21 protein-coding genes are annotated in these 18947 nt (G+C 71.7%); 11 read left to right on the forward strand and 10 right to left on the reverse strand.

From position 1 onward, the window contains the following. Positions 1 to 90: 90 nt before the first annotated feature. Entirely contained in the window at positions 91 to 1080 is a 990-nt protein-coding gene (gene glpX, locus ACFRAL_RS07675) for a class II fructose-bisphosphatase (protein WP_336396422.1), read from the reverse strand. Positions 1081 to 1274: 194 nt separating this feature from the next. Between glpX and fbaA the strand changes: the two genes are divergently transcribed. Continuing rightward, the gene (gene fbaA / locus ACFRAL_RS07680) at positions 1275 to 2306 is read left to right on the forward strand and encodes a class II fructose-bisphosphate aldolase (RefSeq protein WP_336396423.1); all 1032 of its coding nucleotides are present in this window, start codon (positions 1275 to 1277) and stop codon (positions 2304 to 2306) included. A gap of 65 nt (positions 2307 to 2371) precedes the next feature. Here fbaA and ACFRAL_RS07685 read toward each other — a convergent pair whose 3' ends face one another. From ACFRAL_RS07685 to ACFRAL_RS07700, 4 genes are all read right to left on the reverse strand, one after another. Further along, on the reverse strand, positions 2372 to 2923 hold the full coding sequence (locus tag ACFRAL_RS07685; RefSeq protein WP_336396424.1) for an MOSC domain-containing protein: 552 nt from the start codon (positions 2921 to 2923) through the stop codon (positions 2372 to 2374). Between the two features lie 40 nt (positions 2924 to 2963). Continuing rightward, entirely contained in the window at positions 2964 to 3554 is a 591-nt protein-coding gene (locus ACFRAL_RS07690) for a sigma-70 family RNA polymerase sigma factor (RefSeq protein WP_336396425.1), read from the reverse strand. 131 nt (positions 3555 to 3685) lie between these two features. Next, positions 3686 to 4252, reverse strand: a complete 567-nt coding sequence (locus ACFRAL_RS07695) for a DUF6264 family protein (RefSeq protein ID WP_378881417.1) — start codon at positions 4250 to 4252, stop codon at positions 3686 to 3688. Further along, positions 4249 to 5289 carry a 4-hydroxy-3-methylbut-2-enyl diphosphate reductase gene (locus ACFRAL_RS07700; protein ID WP_336396763.1) on the reverse strand — a complete coding sequence of 347 codons (1041 nt, stop codon included), beginning with the start codon at positions 5287 to 5289 and terminating at the stop codon, positions 4249 to 4251. Before ACFRAL_RS07700 ends, ACFRAL_RS07695 begins: the two co-directional genes overlap by 4 nt. Positions 5290 to 5442: 153 nt before the next feature. On the opposite strand from ACFRAL_RS07700, the gene xseA reads away from it, so the two are divergent. From xseA to ACFRAL_RS07735, 7 genes are read left to right on the forward strand one after another with little or no spacing between them, the layout of a single operon-like run. Then, a complete protein-coding gene (gene xseA, locus ACFRAL_RS07705; RefSeq protein ID WP_336396427.1) occupies positions 5443 to 6795 on the forward strand; it encodes an exodeoxyribonuclease VII large subunit in 1353 nt (450 codons plus the stop codon). Positions 6796 to 6805: 10 nt separating this feature from the next. Further along, positions 6806 to 7063 (forward strand): exodeoxyribonuclease VII small subunit, encoded by a 258-nt coding sequence (locus tag ACFRAL_RS07710; protein WP_336396428.1) that lies wholly within the window; start codon positions 6806 to 6808, stop codon positions 7061 to 7063. Next, positions 7063 to 7710 carry a DUF4245 family protein gene (locus tag ACFRAL_RS07715; protein ID WP_378881420.1) on the forward strand — a complete coding sequence of 216 codons (648 nt, stop codon included), beginning with the start codon at positions 7063 to 7065 and terminating at the stop codon, positions 7708 to 7710. The genes ACFRAL_RS07710 and ACFRAL_RS07715 overlap by 1 nt, the downstream gene beginning before the upstream one ends. A 35-nt stretch (positions 7711 to 7745) precedes the next feature. Next, on the forward strand, positions 7746 to 8357 hold the full coding sequence (locus ACFRAL_RS07720) for a carbonic anhydrase (protein WP_378882122.1): 612 nt from the start codon (positions 7746 to 7748) through the stop codon (positions 8355 to 8357). A 48-nt stretch (positions 8358 to 8405) separates the two neighbouring features. Further along, positions 8406 to 9800 (forward strand): class II fumarate hydratase, encoded by a 1395-nt coding sequence (locus ACFRAL_RS07725; RefSeq protein WP_336396431.1) that lies wholly within the window; start codon positions 8406 to 8408, stop codon positions 9798 to 9800. Positions 9801 to 9847: 47 nt separating this feature from the next. Next, positions 9848 to 11356: a HAMP domain-containing sensor histidine kinase gene (locus ACFRAL_RS07730; RefSeq protein ID WP_336396432.1), complete on the forward strand. Its 1509-nt coding sequence runs from the start codon at positions 9848 to 9850 to the stop codon at positions 11354 to 11356. After that, the gene (locus tag ACFRAL_RS07735) at positions 11353 to 12009 is read left to right on the forward strand and encodes a response regulator transcription factor (protein ID WP_336396433.1); all 657 of its coding nucleotides are present in this window, start codon (positions 11353 to 11355) and stop codon (positions 12007 to 12009) included. The genes ACFRAL_RS07730 and ACFRAL_RS07735 overlap by 4 nt, the downstream gene beginning before the upstream one ends. 84 nt (positions 12010 to 12093) lie before the next feature. On the opposite strand, the gene ACFRAL_RS07740 is transcribed toward ACFRAL_RS07735, so the two are convergent. The 4 genes from ACFRAL_RS07740 to ACFRAL_RS07755 form a co-directional block, all read right to left on the reverse strand. Further along, entirely contained in the window at positions 12094 to 12834 is a 741-nt protein-coding gene (locus ACFRAL_RS07740; protein ID WP_378881425.1) for a hypothetical protein, read from the reverse strand. Between the two features lie 198 nt (positions 12835 to 13032). Next, positions 13033 to 14388 carry a PhoH family protein gene (locus tag ACFRAL_RS07745; protein ID WP_336396435.1) on the reverse strand — a complete coding sequence of 452 codons (1356 nt, stop codon included), beginning with the start codon at positions 14386 to 14388 and terminating at the stop codon, positions 13033 to 13035. Between the two features lie 205 nt (positions 14389 to 14593). Further along, positions 14594 to 15715: an aminotransferase class V-fold PLP-dependent enzyme gene (locus ACFRAL_RS07750; protein ID WP_378881428.1), complete on the reverse strand. Its 1122-nt coding sequence runs from the start codon at positions 15713 to 15715 to the stop codon at positions 14594 to 14596. An 81-nt stretch (positions 15716 to 15796) separates the two neighbouring features. Continuing rightward, a complete protein-coding gene (locus tag ACFRAL_RS07755; protein ID WP_378881431.1) occupies positions 15797 to 16582 on the reverse strand; it encodes an isoprenyl transferase in 786 nt (261 codons plus the stop codon). Between the two features lie 110 nt (positions 16583 to 16692). Between ACFRAL_RS07755 and ACFRAL_RS07760 the strand changes: the two genes are divergently transcribed. Further along, positions 16693 to 17436 carry a hemolysin III family protein gene (locus ACFRAL_RS07760; RefSeq protein WP_336396438.1) on the forward strand — a complete coding sequence of 248 codons (744 nt, stop codon included), beginning with the start codon at positions 16693 to 16695 and terminating at the stop codon, positions 17434 to 17436. A 56-nt stretch (positions 17437 to 17492) separates the two neighbouring features. Here ACFRAL_RS07760 and ACFRAL_RS07765 read toward each other — a convergent pair whose 3' ends face one another. After that, positions 17493 to 17822, reverse strand: coding sequence for a hypothetical protein (locus ACFRAL_RS07765; RefSeq protein ID WP_378881434.1), 330 nt, complete (start codon positions 17820 to 17822; stop codon positions 17493 to 17495). Positions 17823 to 17937: 115 nt separating this feature from the next. Between ACFRAL_RS07765 and ACFRAL_RS07770 the strand changes: the two genes are divergently transcribed. Together ACFRAL_RS07770 and greA are read left to right on the forward strand one after the other, a co-directional pair. After that, positions 17938 to 18333, forward strand: a complete 396-nt coding sequence (locus ACFRAL_RS07770; RefSeq protein ID WP_378881437.1) for a DUF4307 domain-containing protein — start codon at positions 17938 to 17940, stop codon at positions 18331 to 18333. Between the two features lie 119 nt (positions 18334 to 18452). Next, positions 18453 to 18941: a transcription elongation factor GreA gene (gene greA / locus ACFRAL_RS07775; protein WP_336396441.1), complete on the forward strand. Its 489-nt coding sequence runs from the start codon at positions 18453 to 18455 to the stop codon at positions 18939 to 18941. Positions 18942 to 18947: the final 6 nt, after the last annotated feature.

Here is an 18947-nt window from a genome sequence, read left to right on the forward strand (position 1 = left end):
CGCATCACAACGACAACATCCGTCACAGCCGTCACACGGCTCCCGCCGATGGATGCCGGCGCGTCGATCGTCGGGCGCGGCGGGCGCGGCTCAGAGCCACTTGGAGACGAGATGCTCCGACGTGATGCGGCGAAGCGTGCCCGAGGCGCCGCGCAGCACGACGCTCTCGGTGTACACGTACCCGCCCTCGCGGCGCACGCCGGCCACCAGCGCGCCGTCGGTCACACCCGTCGCGACGAAGATCGTGTTGTTGCCCTTGACGAGCTCGTCGGCCTCGTACACGTGGTCGTCGAGCTTGAGGCCCGCGTCGACGCCGCGCTGCCTCTCCTCGTCGCTGCGCGGCCACAGACGCCCCTGGATGTGCCCGCCGAGGGCCTTGATGGCGCACGCGGTGACGATGCCCTCCGGGCTGCCGCCGATGCCCACGCACATGTCGGTGCGGGCGTTGTGACGCGCGGCGTTGATGCCGCCGGCGACATCGCCGTCGCTCATCAGGCGCGTGCCCGCGCCCGCCTCGCGGATCTCGTCGATCAGCTTCTCGTGGCGCGGGCGGTGCAGCACCGAGACGACGAGCTCGTCGACGGGCTTGCCGAGCGCCTTGGCGAGCCGGCGGATGTTCTCGCCGATGGGAAGGCGGATGTCGACGACCCCGACGCCGGCCGGGCCGGTGACGAGCTTGTCCATGTAGAAGACGCTCGACGCGTCGAGCATCGTGCCGTGATCGGACACCGCGATCACCGACAGCGCATTGTTGCGTCCGGCCGCGGTCAGCGACGTCCCGTCGATGGGGTCCACGGCCACGTCCGCCCGGGGGCCGCGACCGTTGCCGACCCGCTCGCCGTTGTAGAGCATCGGCGCTTCGTCCTTCTCGCCTTCGCCGATGACGATGGTGCCGTCGAAGTTGACGGTGGTGAAGAACGCGCGCATCGCGTCGACGGCGGCGCCGTCGGCGGCCTCCTTCGCCCCGCGGCCGATGAACGGCACGGCGCGGATCGCGGCCGCCTCGGTCGCACGCACCAGCTCCAGGGCGAGGTTGCGATCAGGGTGGAGGGGACTCATATCCGCGGTCAGGCTCACCATGCGGTCAGCCTAGCCAGCATCCCGCCCCGGACCCGCTGATTTCGGTGGCACAGCGGTGAAGGAATCGCGATTCTTTCCGTCATCGCAGGGACGGGGATTTCCCGGCCTTACGGGAGCGGACGCATCCGTCACTGCGTGGACCCCCCTTCGATAGAGTTTGCGGTGACGCCCGCCACTATCAACAGGGAGCACCCATGCCCGTCGCCACCCCGGAGCAGTACGCCGACATGCTGGATCGCGCGAAGGCCGGTGGCTTCGCGTATCCCGCCATCAACGTCTCGAGCTCGCAGTCCATCAACGCGGTCCTGCAGGGCCTGACCGAGGCCGGCTCGGACGGCATCATCCAGGTCACCACCGGCGGCGCCGACTACTTCGCCGGTCACACCGTCAAGGCCCGCGCCGCCGGCGCGCTCGCGTTCGCGAAGTTCGCCACCGAGGTCGCCAAGAGCTACCCGATCACGGTGGCACTCCACACCGACCACTGCCCGAAGCCGGCGCTGGCCGACTTCGTGCTCCCGCTCATCGAGGCCTCCGAGGAGGAGGTCAAGGCGGGGCGCAACCCGATCTTCCAGTCGCACATGTGGGACGGCTCGGCCGTGCCGCTCGACGAGAACATCGAGATCGCCAAGGACCTGCTCCCCCGCCTCAAGAACATCAACGCCATCCTCGAGGTCGAGATCGGCGTCGTCGGAGGCGAAGAGGACGGCGTCCAGCACGAGGGCTCGAACGACGCGCTGTACACGACGGTCGCCGACGTGACGAAGGCGGTCGAGGCGCTGGGGCTCGGCGAGAACGGCCGGTACATCTCGGCCCTCACGTTCGGCAACGTCCACGGCGTCTACAAGCCGGGCAACGTCAAGCTGCGTCCCGAGCTCCTGGGCGAGATCCAGGAGGGCATCGCGGCGAAGTTCGGCACCGGCCCCAAGCCCCTCGACCTCGTCTTCCATGGCGGCAGCGGCTCGTCCGACGACGAGATCGCGCTCGCCGTCGCCAACGGCGTCGTCAAGATGAACATCGACACGGACACCCAGTACGCCTTCACCCGGTCGGTCGCCGGATTCATGTTCTCGAACTACGACGGCGTGCTGAAGGTCGACGGCGAGGTGGGCAACAAGAAGGCCTACGACCCGCGCGCGTGGGGCAAGGTCGCCGAGTCGGCGATGGCCGCCCGCGTCGTGGAGGCCACCCGGCAGCTCGGCTCGCACGGCAAGAGCCTGGCAGCCTGACGCACGATTCCAGCGGATGCCGCGGCATCGCGCCCTGATGGGCGCGGCGTCGCGGCATCCGTCGTCTACACGGGATCGACGTAGCGCTCCAGCAGGCCGGGCGCGCCGTCCGGGCGGTGGATCACGACCACCTCGTCACCGGCCCGGACCGTTCCGCTGCGGACCACGCGCAGGTACGGGCCGAGCCGGCGCTCGGCCGAGAACCGCCTGACCCACCCGCGCGCCGCCGGGCCGCCCACCCACCGGGCGAAGGTCTGGCAGGGCGTTCGCGGCATCGTGACCTCGACCTCGACCCGCTCGCCGATCCGCCAGCGCTCGCCGATGAGCGCGGCGTTCACGTCGAGCCCTTCGACGCGGAGGTTCTCACCGAACCAGCCGGGCGGAAGGCTGCGGCCGAGCTCGGACTCCCAGAAGGCGGCGTCCTCCTGCGCATAGGCGTAGAGCGCCTTGTCGAGCCCGCCGTGGTGCTTCCGGTTGGCCTGGACGTCGCCGCGCACGCCGTACGGCCCGACGCGCACCGGTCCGTCCACGGCGCCCTTGTCGATCGCGGTCACGCCGTTGGTGCCGGCGTCGGGTCGGAGCTGTCGGACGGCGCAGACGGCGACGATGCGGGGCATCCGCTCATCGTAGCCAGCCGGCGCCGGGCGAGCGCATCGTTCACCCCGGCGGGTCTTCGCCGCCCGGCGGCGGGAGGAGGGCGTCGGCCCGATCCGGCGTCACGCCCTTCTCCTGCAGCGTCCGGCGCAGGGCGCGCAGGCCGTAGTGCAGGCGGGACTTCACCGTCCCCTCGGGGACCTCCAGCTCGCCGGCCATCTCGGCGACCGACATTCCGCGGTAGTACGCCCGGACCACGACCGACCGGTGCTCGATCGTCAGCGCGGCCAGCGCCTCCCCGATCAGGATCGCCTCGAACAGCGCGTCGATGGCGTCGGGCACGACGCGCTCCGGGACCTCGGCGACGCCGATCTCGCGTCTCCGGTGCGCGCTGCGGGCCTCGTCGACCACGAGGTGCCGGGCCACGGTGAACATCCACGACCTCGTCGCCGACGGGTCCTCCTCGAGGATCCTGGGCGTGCGCCACGCCCTCAGCAGCGTCTCCTGCACGATGTCGTCCGCGCCGGCGCGATCACCCGTGAGGTGCACGACGTAGCGCCACACCGGCGCCGCCTGCTCGTCGTAGAGCGCGGCCAGGCGCTCCGCGTCGCGGCTGTCGGCGCTTCGCCGTCGTTCCACGCTGTCGTGCAGCATCCCTCACCTCCCGCAGGAGACGGAAGACGCGGCGCCCGCGGTGTCAGCCTGACCAGCCGCCGCGCCCGTCCGTCACACCGAGTATGGACCCGGCCGCGGTCCACGCGCGCACGGCTGCGCGTCGCGGACGATCAGCGCGCGCCGCCGGCGCTGTCGACGAGGGCCTGCCACACCGCCGGGTCGTTGACGATCGGCACCATCATCAGCGCGCCCGCCGCGAAGGAGAACACGACACCGGCGACGAGCGGGATCCACCAGGTGAGCCGGCCCTTGCGCAGGCTCCAGAGGGAGACGAGCAGTGTGACGATCCATCCGACGGCGAGCACGAGCGCCGCGGCGATCCCCCACGGGCGGCCGGCGGCCGGGTCGGAGAGCTGCGCGTCCACCCCCATCAGGCCGAGCACCATCTCGGCATACCCGCCGTAGTCCGTGTAGGCCGGGAAGGCGGAGACGACGCTGATGAGACCGTAGGCGAGCAGCGCGAATGTGACGATGCGGTCGACCGTCCGCGGGCGCGGCGGCGCAGCAGGCGCCGGCGACGCGGGGCTCGGAACCGGCGCTTCGGCGACCGCAGGCGCCGTCGTGGGCAGCTGCCAGGGGGCCGGCTCCTGGATGCGGGCGCGCTGCTCCTCGGCCGTCGCGTACTCCCCGTACTGCGGCCGGGGCCGCGGGTCGGTGCGGGGGGCCGGGTCGGTCACGAGCGGCTCCGGCCACCGATGGCGCGCTCGTCGCGCCTGCCGGCGGCATCCTGCCGCAGCTCCTTGGGCAGGGAGAACATCAGATCCTCCTCCGCCGTCCGGACCTCCTCGACCTCGCCGTAGCCGGCGGCCGCGAGGTCGCGCAGCACTTCCTGGACGAGCACGTCGGGGACGGATGCGCCGCTGGTGACGCCGACCGTCTCGACGCCCTCGAGCCACGCCTGCTCGACCTCGTCGGCGTAGTCCACGCGGTAGGCGGCCTTCGCGCCGTACTCCAACGCGACCTCGACGAGCCGCACGCTGTTCGAGGAGTTCGCCGAGCCGACCACGATGACGAGGTCGGCGTCCTTCGCGACCTTCTTGATCGCGACCTGTCGGTTCTGCGTCGCGTAGCAGATGTCGTCCGACGGCGGATCCTGCAGCTGCGGGAAGCGCGCCCGCAGGCGCCGCACCGTCTCCATGGTCTCGTCGACCGAGAGAGTCGTCTGCGACAGCCACACGACCTTCGACGGGTCGCGCACCTCGATCGTGTCGGCCTCGTCGGGCGAGTTCACGATCGTGACGTGGTCGGGCGCCTCGCCCGCGGTGCCCTCTACCTCCTCGTGGCCGACGTGGCCGATGAGGAGGATCTCGAAGTCGTCGCGTGCGAAGCGCACCGCCTCGCGGTGCACCTTCGTCACGAGCGGGCAGGTCGCGTCGATCGCTCGCAGGCCTCGATCGGATGCCGCGTTCACGACGGCGGGCGACACCCCGTGGGCGCTGAACACCACGTGCGCCCCTTCGGGGACTTCGTCGACCTCCTCGACGAAGATCGCGCCCTTCGCCTCGAGCTCGGTCACGACGTGGATGTTGTGCACGATCTGCTTGCGCACGTACACCGGCGCACCGAAGCGCTCCAGCGCCTTCTCGACGGCGATGACCGCCCGGTCGACACCCGCGCAGTATCCGCGCGGAGACGCCAGCAGCACCTTCTTCTGTCCGGGTACGGCGATATCCTGGAGCGGTTCGCGCCGCCTCGGGATGCGCGGGACGGGCATGCTCACAGGGGCATGGCTCACACGGGTCGATCCCACGGTGCTGGTGCTCACCCCACGATTCTACGGGCGGCCTCCTGAGCGGGGCCTCGGCGCGGAGCCCGTGCCGCCGCGGTCCCATCCGCGGGCACCCACGGCCGGGCACGAAAGGACCGCATGACCTCCTTCCAGCCCGCCGTCGTCCCCGGCGAGCCGCCGCCGGCCGACTCGGTGCGACCCCGGGACTCCACCGCGCAGGCGCCGACCTCGGTGGCCCGCCTCAACGACACGATCCGCGGATTCGTGCAGACCTGGGGCTCGGTGTGGGTCGAGGGCGAGATCACCGCGTGGAACCAGCGCGGCGGCAACGTGTTCGGTCGCCTCAAGGACCTCGTCACCGATGCGACGATCTCGTTCCGCGTCTGGTCGTCCACGCGGGACCGGCTGCCCGGCGACCTCAAGGTCGGCGACCACGTCATCACGTGCGTCAAGGCCGACTACTTCGTCAAGAACGGCGACTTCGGCTTCAGCGTCTCGGCGATGCGCCACGTCGGACTGGGCGACCAGCTCGAGCGGCTCGAGCGGCTCCGCGTGCAGCTGCGCGGCGAGGGGCTGTTCGACCCGTCGCGCAAGAAGGCGCTGCCCTTCCTGCCCCACCTCATCGGCCTCATCACCGGCGAGAACTCCGACGCCGAGAAGGACGTCCACCGCAACGCCGAGCTGCGCTGGCCGCAGGTGCGGTTCCGCACGAAGTACGCCGCGGTGCAGGGCGACCGATGCGTCCCCGAGACGATCGCCGCGCTGAAGGCGCTGGATGCCGCACCCGACGTCGACGTCATCATCATCGCGCGCGGCGGCGGCGATCCGCAGACCCTCCTCGGGTTCAGCGACGAGCGCCTCCTCCGCGCCGTGGCTGCCGCGTCCACCCCCGTCGTGAGCGCGATCGGCCACGAGAACGACCACCCCCTCCTCGACGACGTCGCGGACCTGAGGGCGTCGACCCCGACCGACGCCGCCAAACGGGTGGTTCCGGACGTCGCCGAGCAGCGCGCCCTCGTCGCCCAGCTGCGCGCACGGCTGACGACGCGCCTGACGCAGCGCATCGGCCACGACATCGCGCAGCTGGAGCAGCTGCGCTCCCGGCCCGCGCTGCGCTCGCCGGAGTCGCTGCTCACCTCGCGCGCGCACGAGGTGGAGCTGCTCGCCGCGCGCGGCCGGGAGCGGGTCGACCGGGCGGTGCAGGTCCACGAGCGGCGCACGGCCGAGCTGCGTGCGACGCTGCGCGCGCTCTCCCCCGCCTCCACCCTCGCTCGCGGGTACGCCATCGCACACCTCGCCGACGGTGTCATCGTGCGCGATGCCACGCAGGCTCCGGCATCCACTCCCGTCGTGGTCACCGTCGGACGAGGGTCGTTCGCAGCCCGCTCGGAGGGCGAGGTGGCCGAGGGCGCCTCCCCGGCGGGCGGCGAGCCGGGCGGGGCGTCCGCCGGCGACCCCCAGGGGTCCGGGGCCGTCCCCGCGCCGAACTAGACTGGGGGCCATGACCGAGTCGAGCGGCGCCCCCAGCGACGTCGCGACCCTCTCGTTCGAGCAGGCGCGCGACGAGCTCGTCCGCGTCGTCGCCGAACTCGAGCAGGGCGCACCGACCCTCGAGCACTCGCTCGCTCTGTGGGAGCGCGGCGAGGCCCTCGCGGCCCGCTGCGAGGAGTGGCTCCTCGGCGCCAAGCGCCGGCTGGAGGCCGCCCGTGCCACGGCCGACCCCGGCGTCCGCCGCACCGACGAGAACGGCGGCGCGTGATGGCACGCGAACCGCGGATCGTGGCGGAGCTCGGCCGTCCGGAGACCCCCGACGAGACGGCGGCGCGCAAGGCCGAGTCCTCCCGGGTCTACCGTTCGAGCCAGAACGTCCGCAACCTGGTCGCCGCGCTCCTGGTGACGCTGGGCGTCGTGGTGGTGATCATGTTCGCCGTCCCCCGGGGCACGCCGCCCGCGCGCGAGCCCATCGACGTCGCGGCGGTCGCCGAGCGCGTCTCGAGCTCCGAGAGTCGCGTGGTCATCGCGCCCGAGCTGGCGGACGGATGGACGGTCAACAAGGCCGGCATCGAGGGCAGCGGCTCGGTGCGCGCGTTCACCGTGGTCTACGCCCCCTCGGGCGTCGACGACCGCGGGTTCCTGCGCGTCGCCCAGGGCTTCGATGCCGATGAGTCGTGGCCGGCGCGCGTGCTCTCCGGCGCTGCCCCCCAGGACACCGTCACCATCGACGGAATCACGTGGGACCGCTACGAGCTCGACCCCGATCGCACCGGGAACATCTCGGTCGCGATCGCCACGGACGCAGGACCCGACACGGTGCTCATCTACGGCACCGCCCCCGACGACGCGCTCGAAGAGACGGCGCGCTCCGTGACCGATCAGATCACCGCACTGCGCGAGGAGGCCGAGTGACCGACCAGCTCACACCCGCGAAGGTCTGGCACGAGATGGAGAGGGGCAACGCGCGGTTCGTCGCCGGTGAGCCCCGGCATCCGCGCCAAGACGTCGACACCCGTCACACGCTCGCCGACGGCCAGCGTCCCCGGGCGGCGCTGTTCGGATGCTCCGACTCCCGGCTGGCCGCCGAGATCATCTTCGACAAGGGCCTGGGCGATCTCTTCGTGGTGCGCAACGCCGGACAGGTCATCTCCGACTCCGTCGTGGGCAGCCTCGAGTACGCGGTCGCCGTGCTCGAGGTGCCGCTGATCGTGGTGCTCGGACACGACGCGTGCGGCGCCGTGCGGGCCGCGATCGACAGCATCGACATGGATGCCGCCCCCCTGCCGCCTCACATCTGGCGGCTCATCTCGCCGATCGTCCCCGCGGTGCGGCGCGTGCAGCGCCAGACGGCCGTCGACGGCGTCGTTCCCGACACCATCGACGCCGAAGAGGTCGGACGCGAGCACCTGCGCGACACCGTCGCCGACCTGCTCCACTCCTCGGAGCTCATCAGCGAGGCCGTCGCAGAGGGCAGGCTCGCGATCGTCGGCGCCAACTACCGGCTCGCCGAGGGCACCGCGATCCCCGACGTCATGGTCGGCATCACGCAGCCGTCCTGAGCCCCCAGATCTCCCCACCCCCAGTACCGACACGTGAGGAACGACGACGTGACCGACACCGAGTACCGCATCGAGCACGACACCATGGGCGAGGTGCGCGTCCCCAAGAACGCGCTCTACGCTGCGCAGACGCAGCGCGCCGTCGAGAACTTCCCGATCTCGGGCGACCCGCTCGAGGCGGCGCAGATCGTCGCCCTCGCGCGCATCAAGAAGGCCGCCGCGCAGGCGAACAAGGAGCTGGGCACGCTGGACGGCGCGATCGCCGACGCGATCGCCGGCGCCGCCGACCGCATCATCGCCGGCGAGTTCGCCGATCAGTTCCCGATCGACGTCTACCAGACCGGCAGCGGCACGTCGTCGAACATGAACATGAACGAGGTCCTCGCGACCCTCGCGACGCAGTCGCTCGGGGCCACGGTGCACCCCAACGACCACGTCAACGCCTCGCAGTCGTCGAACGACGTCTTCCCCACGTCCGTGCACATCGCCGTGACGCAGGAGCTCATCGACGATCTCATCCCCGCGCTCGACCATCTCGCGGTCGCGCTGGAGGCGAAGGCCGAGGAGTGGAAGACCGTCGTGAAGTCGGGACGCACGCACCTCATGGATGCCACGCCCGTCACGCTGGGCCAGGAGTTCGGGGGCTACGCGCGCCAGATGCGTCTCGGCATCGAGCGTGTGCAGGCCGTCCTCCCCCGCGTCGCGGAGGTGCCGCTGGGCGGCACCGCGGTCGGCACCGGCATCAACACCCCGCTGGGCTTCCCGCAGCGGGTCATCGAACTGATCGTCGCCGACACCGAGCTTCCCATCACCGAGGCCAAGGACCACTTCGAGGCCCAGGCCAACCGTGACGGCCTGGTCGAGGCATCCGGCGCCCTGCGCACCATCGCCGTATCGCTCACCAAGATCAACAACGACCTGCGCTGGATGGGCTCCGGGCCGAACACGGGCCTCGGCGAGCTGCACATCCCCGACCTGCAGCCCGGCTCGTCGATCATGCCGGGCAAGGTCAACCCCGTCGTGCCCGAGGCGACGCTCATGGTCTGCGCGCGCGTCATCGGCAACGACGCCACCGTCGCCTGGGCGGGCGCGTCCGGTTCCTTCGAGCTCAACGTGGCGATCCCCGTCATGGGCACCGCGGTGCTCGAGTCGATCGAGCTGCTCGCCAACGCTTCGCGACTGCTCGCCGACCGGACGATCTCCGGACTCCGGGCTGATGTCGAGCGCGCCGCGGCCTATGCCGGCATGTCGCCCTCGATCGTCACGCCGCTGAACAAGCTCATCGGATACGAAGCCGCCGCGAAGATCGCCAAGCACTCCGTCGCCAAGGGGATCACCGTGCGCGAGGCGGTCATCGACCTCGGCTACGTGGAGCGCGGCGAGCTCACCATCGAGCAGCTCGACGAGAAGCTGGACCTGCTGTCGATGACGCACCCGGGCTGAGCCGGCCTCCCGTGCCGGATGACGTGCCAGGGCGGGATAATCAGGGCATGGCCCGCACGCCTCGCCCGATCCCCGCGCGCGTCAGGATCCTCGCAGCGATCCTCGCGGTCGCGTGCGTGGGCCTGGCGATCGTGGGCAGCGTGACGTTCCTGGTGCAACGGGAGCAGGCGATCTCCGGCGTGAACGAACGGCTGCGGACGCAGGTGGCCGCCCTGACCACGCTGGCCGAGGACTCCGGCGCCTCCGGGGCGTCCGGCGGCGCCTCGGCGGCCGCGGAACAGCTCGACCCCGACGACTACGAGACCGTCGACGACTACCTCTACGCCGTCGTGGCCCGGCTCGTGCCGGCGCGCAACGAGGCGTCGCTGGCACTCCTGGACGGCGCCCCGCGCTGGGTTCCGTCGACGTTCTCGGGCTTCCGCATCGCGGACGATCAGGAGTTCATCGATCGCGTCGTCGCCGAGACCAGCGGCGGCGAGACGAAGCGCGGCACGGCGGTCACCGACGAGCGCTCGATCCGGTACATCGCGATCCCCGTCTCGATGCCCGGAGACCCCCGGCAGGGCCTCTACGTGCGCGCGGTCGACCTCGGGGCGGAGCTGCAGCCGGTGACCACGGCCATGGCGACCTACGTGATCGCGGCGGTCGCGGTGCTCGGCGCGATCGGCATCGTGGGGTGGTTCGTGACGGGGCGCCTGCTGTCGCCGATCCGCCACCTGCGTGACACCGCCGACGCGATCTCGATCAGCGACCTGTCACTGCGGCTGGAGCCCCAGGGCAACGACGACATCGCCGACCTCTCCCGCACCGTCAACTCCATGCTCGACCGGCTCGAGGGCTCGGTGGACGGACAGCGTCAGCTTCTGGACGACGTGCGGCATGAGCTCAAGACGCCGATCACGATCGTCCGCGGGCACCTGGAGCTCATGGATCCCACGGACGCCGGCGACGTCGCGGCCGCGCGGGAGATCGGCATCGCCGAGCTCGATCGGCTGGCCCGCCTGGTGGAGGACATCGACGTGCTGGCGGCGGCCGAGGCCGAGTCCTACACGCTCGCCGAGGTCGACCTCGGTGCGTTGACGGCTCGCGTCGGTGAGCTGGTGGCGGTGATCCCCGGCCACACCTGGCGCGTCGAGGCGATCGCCGAGGGCATCACCGTCGGCGATCAGGACCGCCTGCTCCAGGCCTGGCTGCAGCTCGCCGACAACGCCGCGAAGTACACGCCCGCCGGCAGCCCCATCGAGATCGGCAGCGCGCACGACGCCACCGGCGCCAGCCTGTGGGTGCGCGATCACGGGCCCGGCATCCCCGCAGCCTCGCGGACGCGGATCTTCCAGCGGTTCAACCGCGCGCACGTCAAGCGCTCCGTGGGAGGATCGGGGCTCGGACTCGCGATCGTCGACGCGATCGCCAAGGGCCACGGCGGGCACTGCTCGGTGACCGACACCCGCGGGGGCGGCGCCACCTTCACGATCCACCTGCCTCCGACGGAGGTCGATCTTCCGGCGCCCGTGCGCGCGGGGGATGTCGTTCTGCAACGGGAGGCATCGGGATGACGAAGATCCTCATCATCGAGGACGAGCCGCGGATCGCCGCGTTCGTCAGTCGCGGCCTGGAATCCGCGGGGTACGAGACGCTCGTGGTCGAGGACGGCCCGGAGGGTCTTGAGGCGGCGCTCCGCGGCGACGGCGACCTCGTGCTGCTGGATGTCGGCCTGCCGACGATGGACGGGTTCGAGGTGCTGCGAGAGCTTCGCGCCCGCGGCTCGGCGGTCCCCGTGATCATGCTCACCGCGCGGTCGAGCACGCGCGACACGGTGGCCGGTCTGGATGCCGGCGCGAACGACTACGTGCCCAAGCCGTTCACGTTCGAAGAGCTCCTCGCCCGCGTCCGCTCGCGCCTGCGCGAGAGCGTCCCGCAGCCCGGCGTGTCGATCTCGCGCGGCGACGTCACGCTGGACATCCTGGCGCGACGCGCCACGGTGGCAGGGCGCGAGGTGGACCTCTCGGCCCGCGAGTTCGCCCTGGCCGAGCAGTTCCTGCGCAACCCGGGCCGAGTGCTCAGTCGCGAGCAGCTGCTCAGCCGGGTGTGGGGGCTGGACTTCGACCCGGGCTCGAACGTCGTCGACGTGTACGTGCGCTACCTGCGCGGAAAGCTCGGCTCGGACCACATCGTCACGGTCCGAGGCGCGGGCTACCGCTGGGAGTGAATCGCACACGCGGGCACGAAGAAGCCCCCGGTGCTGGGGGACACCGGGGGCTGTGAAAGGCCGGACTGGGGGATCCGGCCATCATCAGTCGCGCTTGTCTGGGGGATTGCGCGACTGGCCCTTCTTCGCGTCGGGATCGGCGTCACCGCCGTGCCCGACGTTCGAGCCCGCGTGTGCGGGACGCTGTGCGTGGGAGGGGTTCTCAGCCTCTCCGACGTCATGGGTTGCGCTCGACGGCTGCGGAGCCGGTGCCATGCGTCGCTCGGCCTCCGAACCGACGAGCTGCTGCTGGTCGCTGCCGGAGTCGCCCGGTGCGGGCGCGTCGGGGCCCTGACCCTTCTCTGCGGTCTGCTCGCGTTCCAGGCGCGCCACCAGCGCGTCGATGCGCCCGGCGGACCAGCCCTGGGCTGTCGCCCACGCGCGGACGGCGTCCCACGAGCCCGAGGTCTTCCCGGCCGCGACGACCGACTCGAGGTCGTCCGCGGGCGCCGGGACGGCGGCATCCGGAATCGAGACGGTCGCCGCAGGATCGGCATCCGCGCGGTCCGCGACCACCGGGGCCGGGGCCTCGACGATCTCGGCCCGCGGCGGGGCGGTCGCGTCCGGCGCCGCCGTGGGTGCGGTGTCAGGCGTGGGCCGGGGTGCCTGCGGCGTGGCCGTGGTCGGCGATGCGGCGGCGGGCACGAGGATGCGGCCGGCCGTGACGGTGGCACCCGGGGAATCCTGCAGCGCAGCGGTGTTGGTCAGCGCAACGGCGGTCACCACGGCGACGCTCGCTGCGACAGCGGTCAGACCGCCGATCACGAGCCCCGTGCGTCCGTCCACGTCGATGTCCTGCCTTCCGTGCGCGAGCGGCGTCGATGTCCGCCTTCCATCGTCGCAGACGGGCCGACGCGGGAGCGCTGAGCGGCATGAGACTCTTCTCATCCTCACCGCGGATGACGGCGCGGACCGTCGGCCGGCCACCGGGGGCGGGATGCGCATCCCGCCCCCGGTGTTCCGACGGCTCGATCTTGCGCCCGCTCAGGCGAGCTCGCCGGCCTCCAGCAGGTCCGTGACCAGCGCCGCGATCGCCGAGCGCTCCGAGCGGACGAGCGTCACGTGGCCGAAGAGCGCGTGCCCCTTGAGCGTCTCGATGACCGACGCGACGCCGTCGTGACGGCCCACGCGCAGATTGTCACGCTGCCCGACGTCGTGCGTGAGCACGACGCGCGAGTTCTGCCCGATGCGGCTCAGGACCGTCAGCAGCACGTTGCGCTCGAGCGACTGCGCCTCGTCCACGATCACGAACGCGTCGTGGAGGGAGCGCCCGCGGATGTGGGTCAGCGGCAGCACCTCCAGAAGCCCGCGCTCGATGACCTCGTCGAGCACATTGGCCGACACGACGGATCCGAGGGTGTCGAACACCGCCTGGCCCCAGGGGTTCATCTTCTCCTGCTGATCCCCCGGAAGGTAGCCGAGCTCCTGGCCGCCGACGGCGAACAGCGGCCGGAAGACGATGATCTTCCGCTGCTGCTGGCGCTCGAGCACCGCCTCGAGGGCGGCGCACAGCGCGATCGCGGACTTGCCGGTTCCTGCCCGTCCGCCCAGCGACACGATGCCGACCTCGGGGTCGAGCAGAAGGTCGATGGCGATGCGCTGCTCCGCCGAGCGACCGTGGAGCCCGAAGACCTCGCGGTCGCCGCGGACCAGCCGGTACTCGCCGTCACCGACGACCCGGCCCAGGGCGGACCCGCGCTCGGAGTGGATGATGAGTCCCGTGTTCACCGGCAGACCGCGCACCTCTTCGCTGGCGGCCACCTCGCTCTCGTACAGGTCGGAGATGTCATCGCCCGACACGTCGAGGTCGCAGATGCCCGTCCACCCGGAGTCGACCGCCTGCTCGGCGAGGTACTCCTCGGCGGTGATGCCGAGCGACGCCGCTTTGACGCGCATCGGGAGGTCCTTCGAGACGACGGTGACCTCCTGCCCGTCCTGGGCGAGGTTCATCGCGACGGCGAGGATGCGGCTGTCGTTGTCGCCGAGGCGCATTCCGGACGGCAGCACCGAGGCGTCGGTGTTGTTCAGCTCGACGCGGAGGGTGCCGCCGGTGCCCACCGGGACCGGGAAGTCGAGGCGTCCGTGCTCGACGCGCAGCTCGTCGAGATGGCGCAGGGCCTGCCGGGCGAAGTATCCGATCTCGGGGTCGTGCCGCTTCCCCTCGAGCTCCGTGACCACCACGACGGGGATCACGACGCTGTGTTCGGCGAACCGGAAGAACGCCCGAGGATCGCTCAGCAGCACGGAGGTGTCCAGAACGTAGGTGCGCAGATCCTGATCGGATCCGGCGACCTGCCCGAGGTCCTGACGGCGCTGCTCGTGTGGTGCTCGTGTGGTCACAACCCACTCCCGCCCCGGGTGGTTCACCCGGCAGTTACGAGTCGACCAGGGGTCACGAGTCGCGATCCGTGAGGCCGACTCGACCGGGCTCCTTGCCCGATGCGATCACGCTACGACTCCCCTGCGACACCGGCCCGCCCCGACACGCCCGAATCTCGTGACGTCTCGGTGAACGGATGCCGCAGCGTCCGCACCGGGCAGGCGGTCACCAGACGCGTGCCGACGAGAACGCGGCCAGTGCGTCGCCGAACAGCCGCAGTGTGTCGGCGCCGGTGCCGACGTGGGGCGACACGCGGATCCGCCCGCCGCGGGCCGTCACGGTGAGGCCGTGGTTGGCGAGGGATGCCGCCAGCGCCGCGGCGTCCCGCGGCTCCGGCTCCAGCGTCACGATGCCGGCCCGGCGCCCGGGATCGCGGGGGGTGACCACGGGGATCCCGTAGCGGTCGGCGAAGAACATGACGTCGGCGGCTCGATCCGCCAGCACCGACTCGATGCTGCGGACTCCGGCATCGGCGATCTCGCGCAGCGCCGTCGCGAGTCGGGCGGCGGCCAGCGTGTCGGGGCCGGAGACCGAGAAGGCCTGGGCTGAGGCCGACGGCGCGGGCACCGTGTCGAGCGGGAGGTCGCCGTCGACGCCGCGGAAGCCGGAGAGCACCGGCGCGATGCGCGCCAGCGCTCGCTCGCCGAACCAGGCGAACCCGGTGCCGCGGCCGGCGCGGAGCCACTTGTAGCCGTGGCCGCACACGACGTCGGCCGCGGCGTAGTCGGCCTCGATCATGCCGAAGCCCTGGACAGCGTCGACGATGAGGAGGCGATCGCCGATCACCTCGCGCAGCGCCGTCAGGTCGGTGCGGTAGCCGGTGCGGAAGTCGACCAGGCTCACCGCGACGGCGCGCGTCTCGTCGGTGACCGCCGACCGGACGGCATCGGGCGACATGAACCCTCCGACGGGATCGACCCACTGCAGCTGCAGCGAGCCCAGCGCGTCGGACGCCCGGGCCGCCGCCACCGTGAGGCTCGGGAACTCCGCCCGGCTGAGCAGGAGTCCCCCTGCCAGACCGTAGACGGCGTGCATGAGGCCGTACGTGGTGGACGGCTGCAGCACCACCTGGTCGGCCTGGGCGCCGAGGAGCTCTGCGACCAGCTCGCGGGCCTCCCGGACGTGGTCCGCGACGAGCTGGATGCTCGTGCGGCGGCCGGTGCCCAGCAGCTCGGTGTCGCCCTGCGCCTCGCTGCGCACCGCCGGCGACAGCGGGCCGAACGCCGCCCAGTCCAGGTAGCCGGGCTCGGCGTCGAACGACGCCAGGTAGGGGTCCAGATCCGTCACGCGGATCATTCTGGCAGAGCACCGGCGCACAGCCCCCCGCACCCGCCTGTGCGCGAAACGGCGCCGCGGACCCGCTTCGGGTCAGCCGCCGTAGCGGCGGTCCCGCGAGCCGAAGTCACGGATCGCGCGGAGGAAGTCGACCTCGCGCAGATCGGGCCCCAGTGCCTCGACGAAGTAGAACTCCGAATGGGCGGACTGCCACAGCAGGAAGTCGCTCAGGCGCTGCTCCCCCGAGGTGCGGATCACGAGGTCGGGGTCGGGCTGGCCGCCGGTGTACAGGTGCTCCCCGATCTGCTCGGGGGTGAGGCTCGCGGCCAGCTGCTCGAGCGAGCCGCCCTCCTGGTCGTGCTTGGCGATGATGCTGCGGACCGCGTCGACGATCTCGCCCCGCCCGCCGTAGCCGACCGCGAGGTTCACGTGCATGCCTGCCTTGCCGCGCGTGCGCGCCTCCACATCGGCCAGCACGCGCGCGAGGTCCTCGGGGAGCGCGTCGGCGCGACCGACGTGCTTCACCCGCCAGTCGCGTTCGTGCGAGAGCTCGTCGGCGAGTTCGGCGATGATCTCGATGAGGTCGGACAGCTCGCGCGAGTCGCGCTTGCGGAGATTGTCGTTGGAGAGCAGGTAGAGCGAGACGACGCGGATGCCGACGTCGTCGCACCAGCGCAGGAACTCCTTCATCTTCGCCGCACCGGCACGGTGGCCGTGCGCGGCGGAGTCGTAGCCGAGCTGCTTGGCCCACCGGCGGTTCCCGTCGATCATCATCGCGAGGTGATGCGGCACGGACGCGGGGTCCAGCCGCCGGCGCAGGCGGTTGATGTAGAGGCGGTAGAGAGGTCCTCTGCCTTCGTTCGTCGAACCGCGCGCCACACGCCTACGCTACCCCGCGGGCGGGCCCGGCCCTAGCGCGCGGCCGGGTGCCGGCATCCGCGTCCCGGCGTGTGCCGTCGACGGCATGCGTCGCCGTCTACCCTGGGAGGATGAGCCGTCGCCGCCGCCTCACCGAGGCCCCTGACGTCCCGTCGCTGCCGCTCATGGACGCCGCGTCCGTCGATGCCGCCGCACCCGAGATCCGGCCCACGTGGCGGGGCTGGGTCCACGCCGGCACGTTCCCCGTCGCGATCGTCGCCGGCATCGTGCTGATCACCGTCGCACAGGGCGCCCCCGCCAAGTGGGCCTCGGCGGTGTTCATGGCCACGTCGCTGCTGCTGTTCGGCAACTCGGCCCTCTATCACCGCTTCGACTGGAAGCCCCGGACGAAGGCGATCCTCAAGCGGATCGACCACGCCAACATCCTGCTGCTGATCGCGGGCACCTACACCCCGATCGCCACGCTCGCCCTGCCGCCCGAGAAGGGCGTTCTCCTGCTCACCCTGGTGTGGGCCGGAGCGCTCCTGGGCATCCTGTTCCGCGTCTTCTGGCTCCACGCCCCGCGATGGCTGTACGTCGCGCTCTACCTGGTGCTCGGGTGGGCGGCCGTCATGTACCTCGTGGACCTCTTCGAGGCCAATGCCGCCATGATGATCCTCGTGGCGGTGGGCGGCGTGCTGTACACCGTCGGCGCCGTCGTGTACGCCATGAAGCGGCCGAACCCGTGGCCCGGCCACTTCGGCTTCCACGAGATCTTCCACGTCTGCACGGTTCTGGCGTTCCTGTGCCACTGGACCGCGGCGCTGCTCATCGCCCTGGATCCGCTGTCGCCCTCGCTGGGCGTCCCGGCCTGACGGCGATGACGGATGCCGCGGCTCGCGGCATCCGATAGCTCCCCCCGTCGCGCGGGTCAGGCCTTCGGCGGGGCGCTGCCGTCGGGCTCGTCACCGGTGCGGTCGTCTCCGGCCGCGTCAGCGTCCTCGTCGTCCGTCCTCGTCGCGGCGGCGGCGCGCTGCGCCTGCTCCTCCGCGTCGAGCTCCTCCTGGATGTCGGCACGCACGCGCCCACGGCGGATGCGGCGCATCATGTCCCAGACCAGGAAGATGACCGCCACGGCGACCAGCGCCGTGATGACGAATCCCCAGACCCCGGGGGTGACGAGGTCGGGGTCGACGTCCGCCGTCGGGGTCGGCGCGGGGGTCGTCGCAGCGCTGACGAGGGCGGCGAGCGCGTGATGCATGGGTGTCCTCGCTTGCCCGCGAGGCGGGCGGTGTCGTCGGGGATGCGCGCGAGCGCATAGCCTGGAGTTCCCAGCCTAATCTTCGCAGGGCGACCCCCGAGACCTCAGGAGCGGCGTGACCACGCAGGACATGCTCGACGAGCGCTACGGCCGGCGGCGTTCTCCCGCCCGACGCTGGATCATCGGCGCCGGCGTCGCGCTCGCGGTGGCTGCCGTCGCGCTCTTCGGCTGGACGACGGTGCAGGGGACGCTCGCGGCCGTCGACGCCGACACAACGTCGTTCGAGATCGCCGACGGACACTCCGTCACCCTCGGGTTCCAGATCTCCGCTCCCGTGGGGGCGGCGGTGGCCTGCGCCCTCGAGGCGCAGGACGAGGAGCACGGCGTCGTGGGCTGGCGGGTCGTGGAGCTGCCGGCATCCGACCTCCCCGCCCGCGCGTTCCGCGAGGTGATCCCCACCACCGCACCCGCGACCACGGGTTTCGTGAACTCGTGCTGGGTTTTGTCCTGATCGGCAACGTGTCGTAGTCTGACGGGAGATCATCCATTCGCGCCCTGGCCCGTGAGCCGGGGCGTTCGGTTTATGTCCCGTCGCGCTTCGCGCCGACGGGCGCTACGAAGGAGTCAGCCGTGTCCGATGCACCCGTGACCTTCCTCACCCAGGACGCGTACGACCGCCTGGCGGCCGAGCTCGAGCACCTCTCGACGACCGGCCGCGAGGAGATCGCCAAGCGCATCGAGGCCGCGCGCGAAGAGGGCGACCTCAAGGAGAACGGCGGCTATCACGCCGCGAAGGACGAGCAGGGCAAGCAGGAGGCGCGCATCCGCACGCTGCAGCAGCTGCTGAAGACGGCCAAGGTCGGCGAGGCCCCCGAGAGCAGCGGCGTCGTCGAGCCCGGCACCGTCGTGACGGCCGTCATCGCCGGCGGCGAAGAGGTCTTCCTCCTCGGCAACCGCGAGATCGCCGTGGGCTCCGAGCTCGACGTCTACAGCGAGGCGTCTCCCCTCGGCACCGCGATCCTCGGGCGCAGGGAAGGCGAGAAGACCTCGTACACCGCGCCCAACGGTCGCGAGATCGCCGTCGAGATCGTCAAGGTCGAGACCTACAACGGGCAGTGACTCCGC

Source organism: Microbacterium sp. NPDC056736 (assembly GCF_042790415.1).
Lineage (GTDB): Bacteria > Actinomycetota > Actinomycetes > Actinomycetales > Microbacteriaceae > Microbacterium.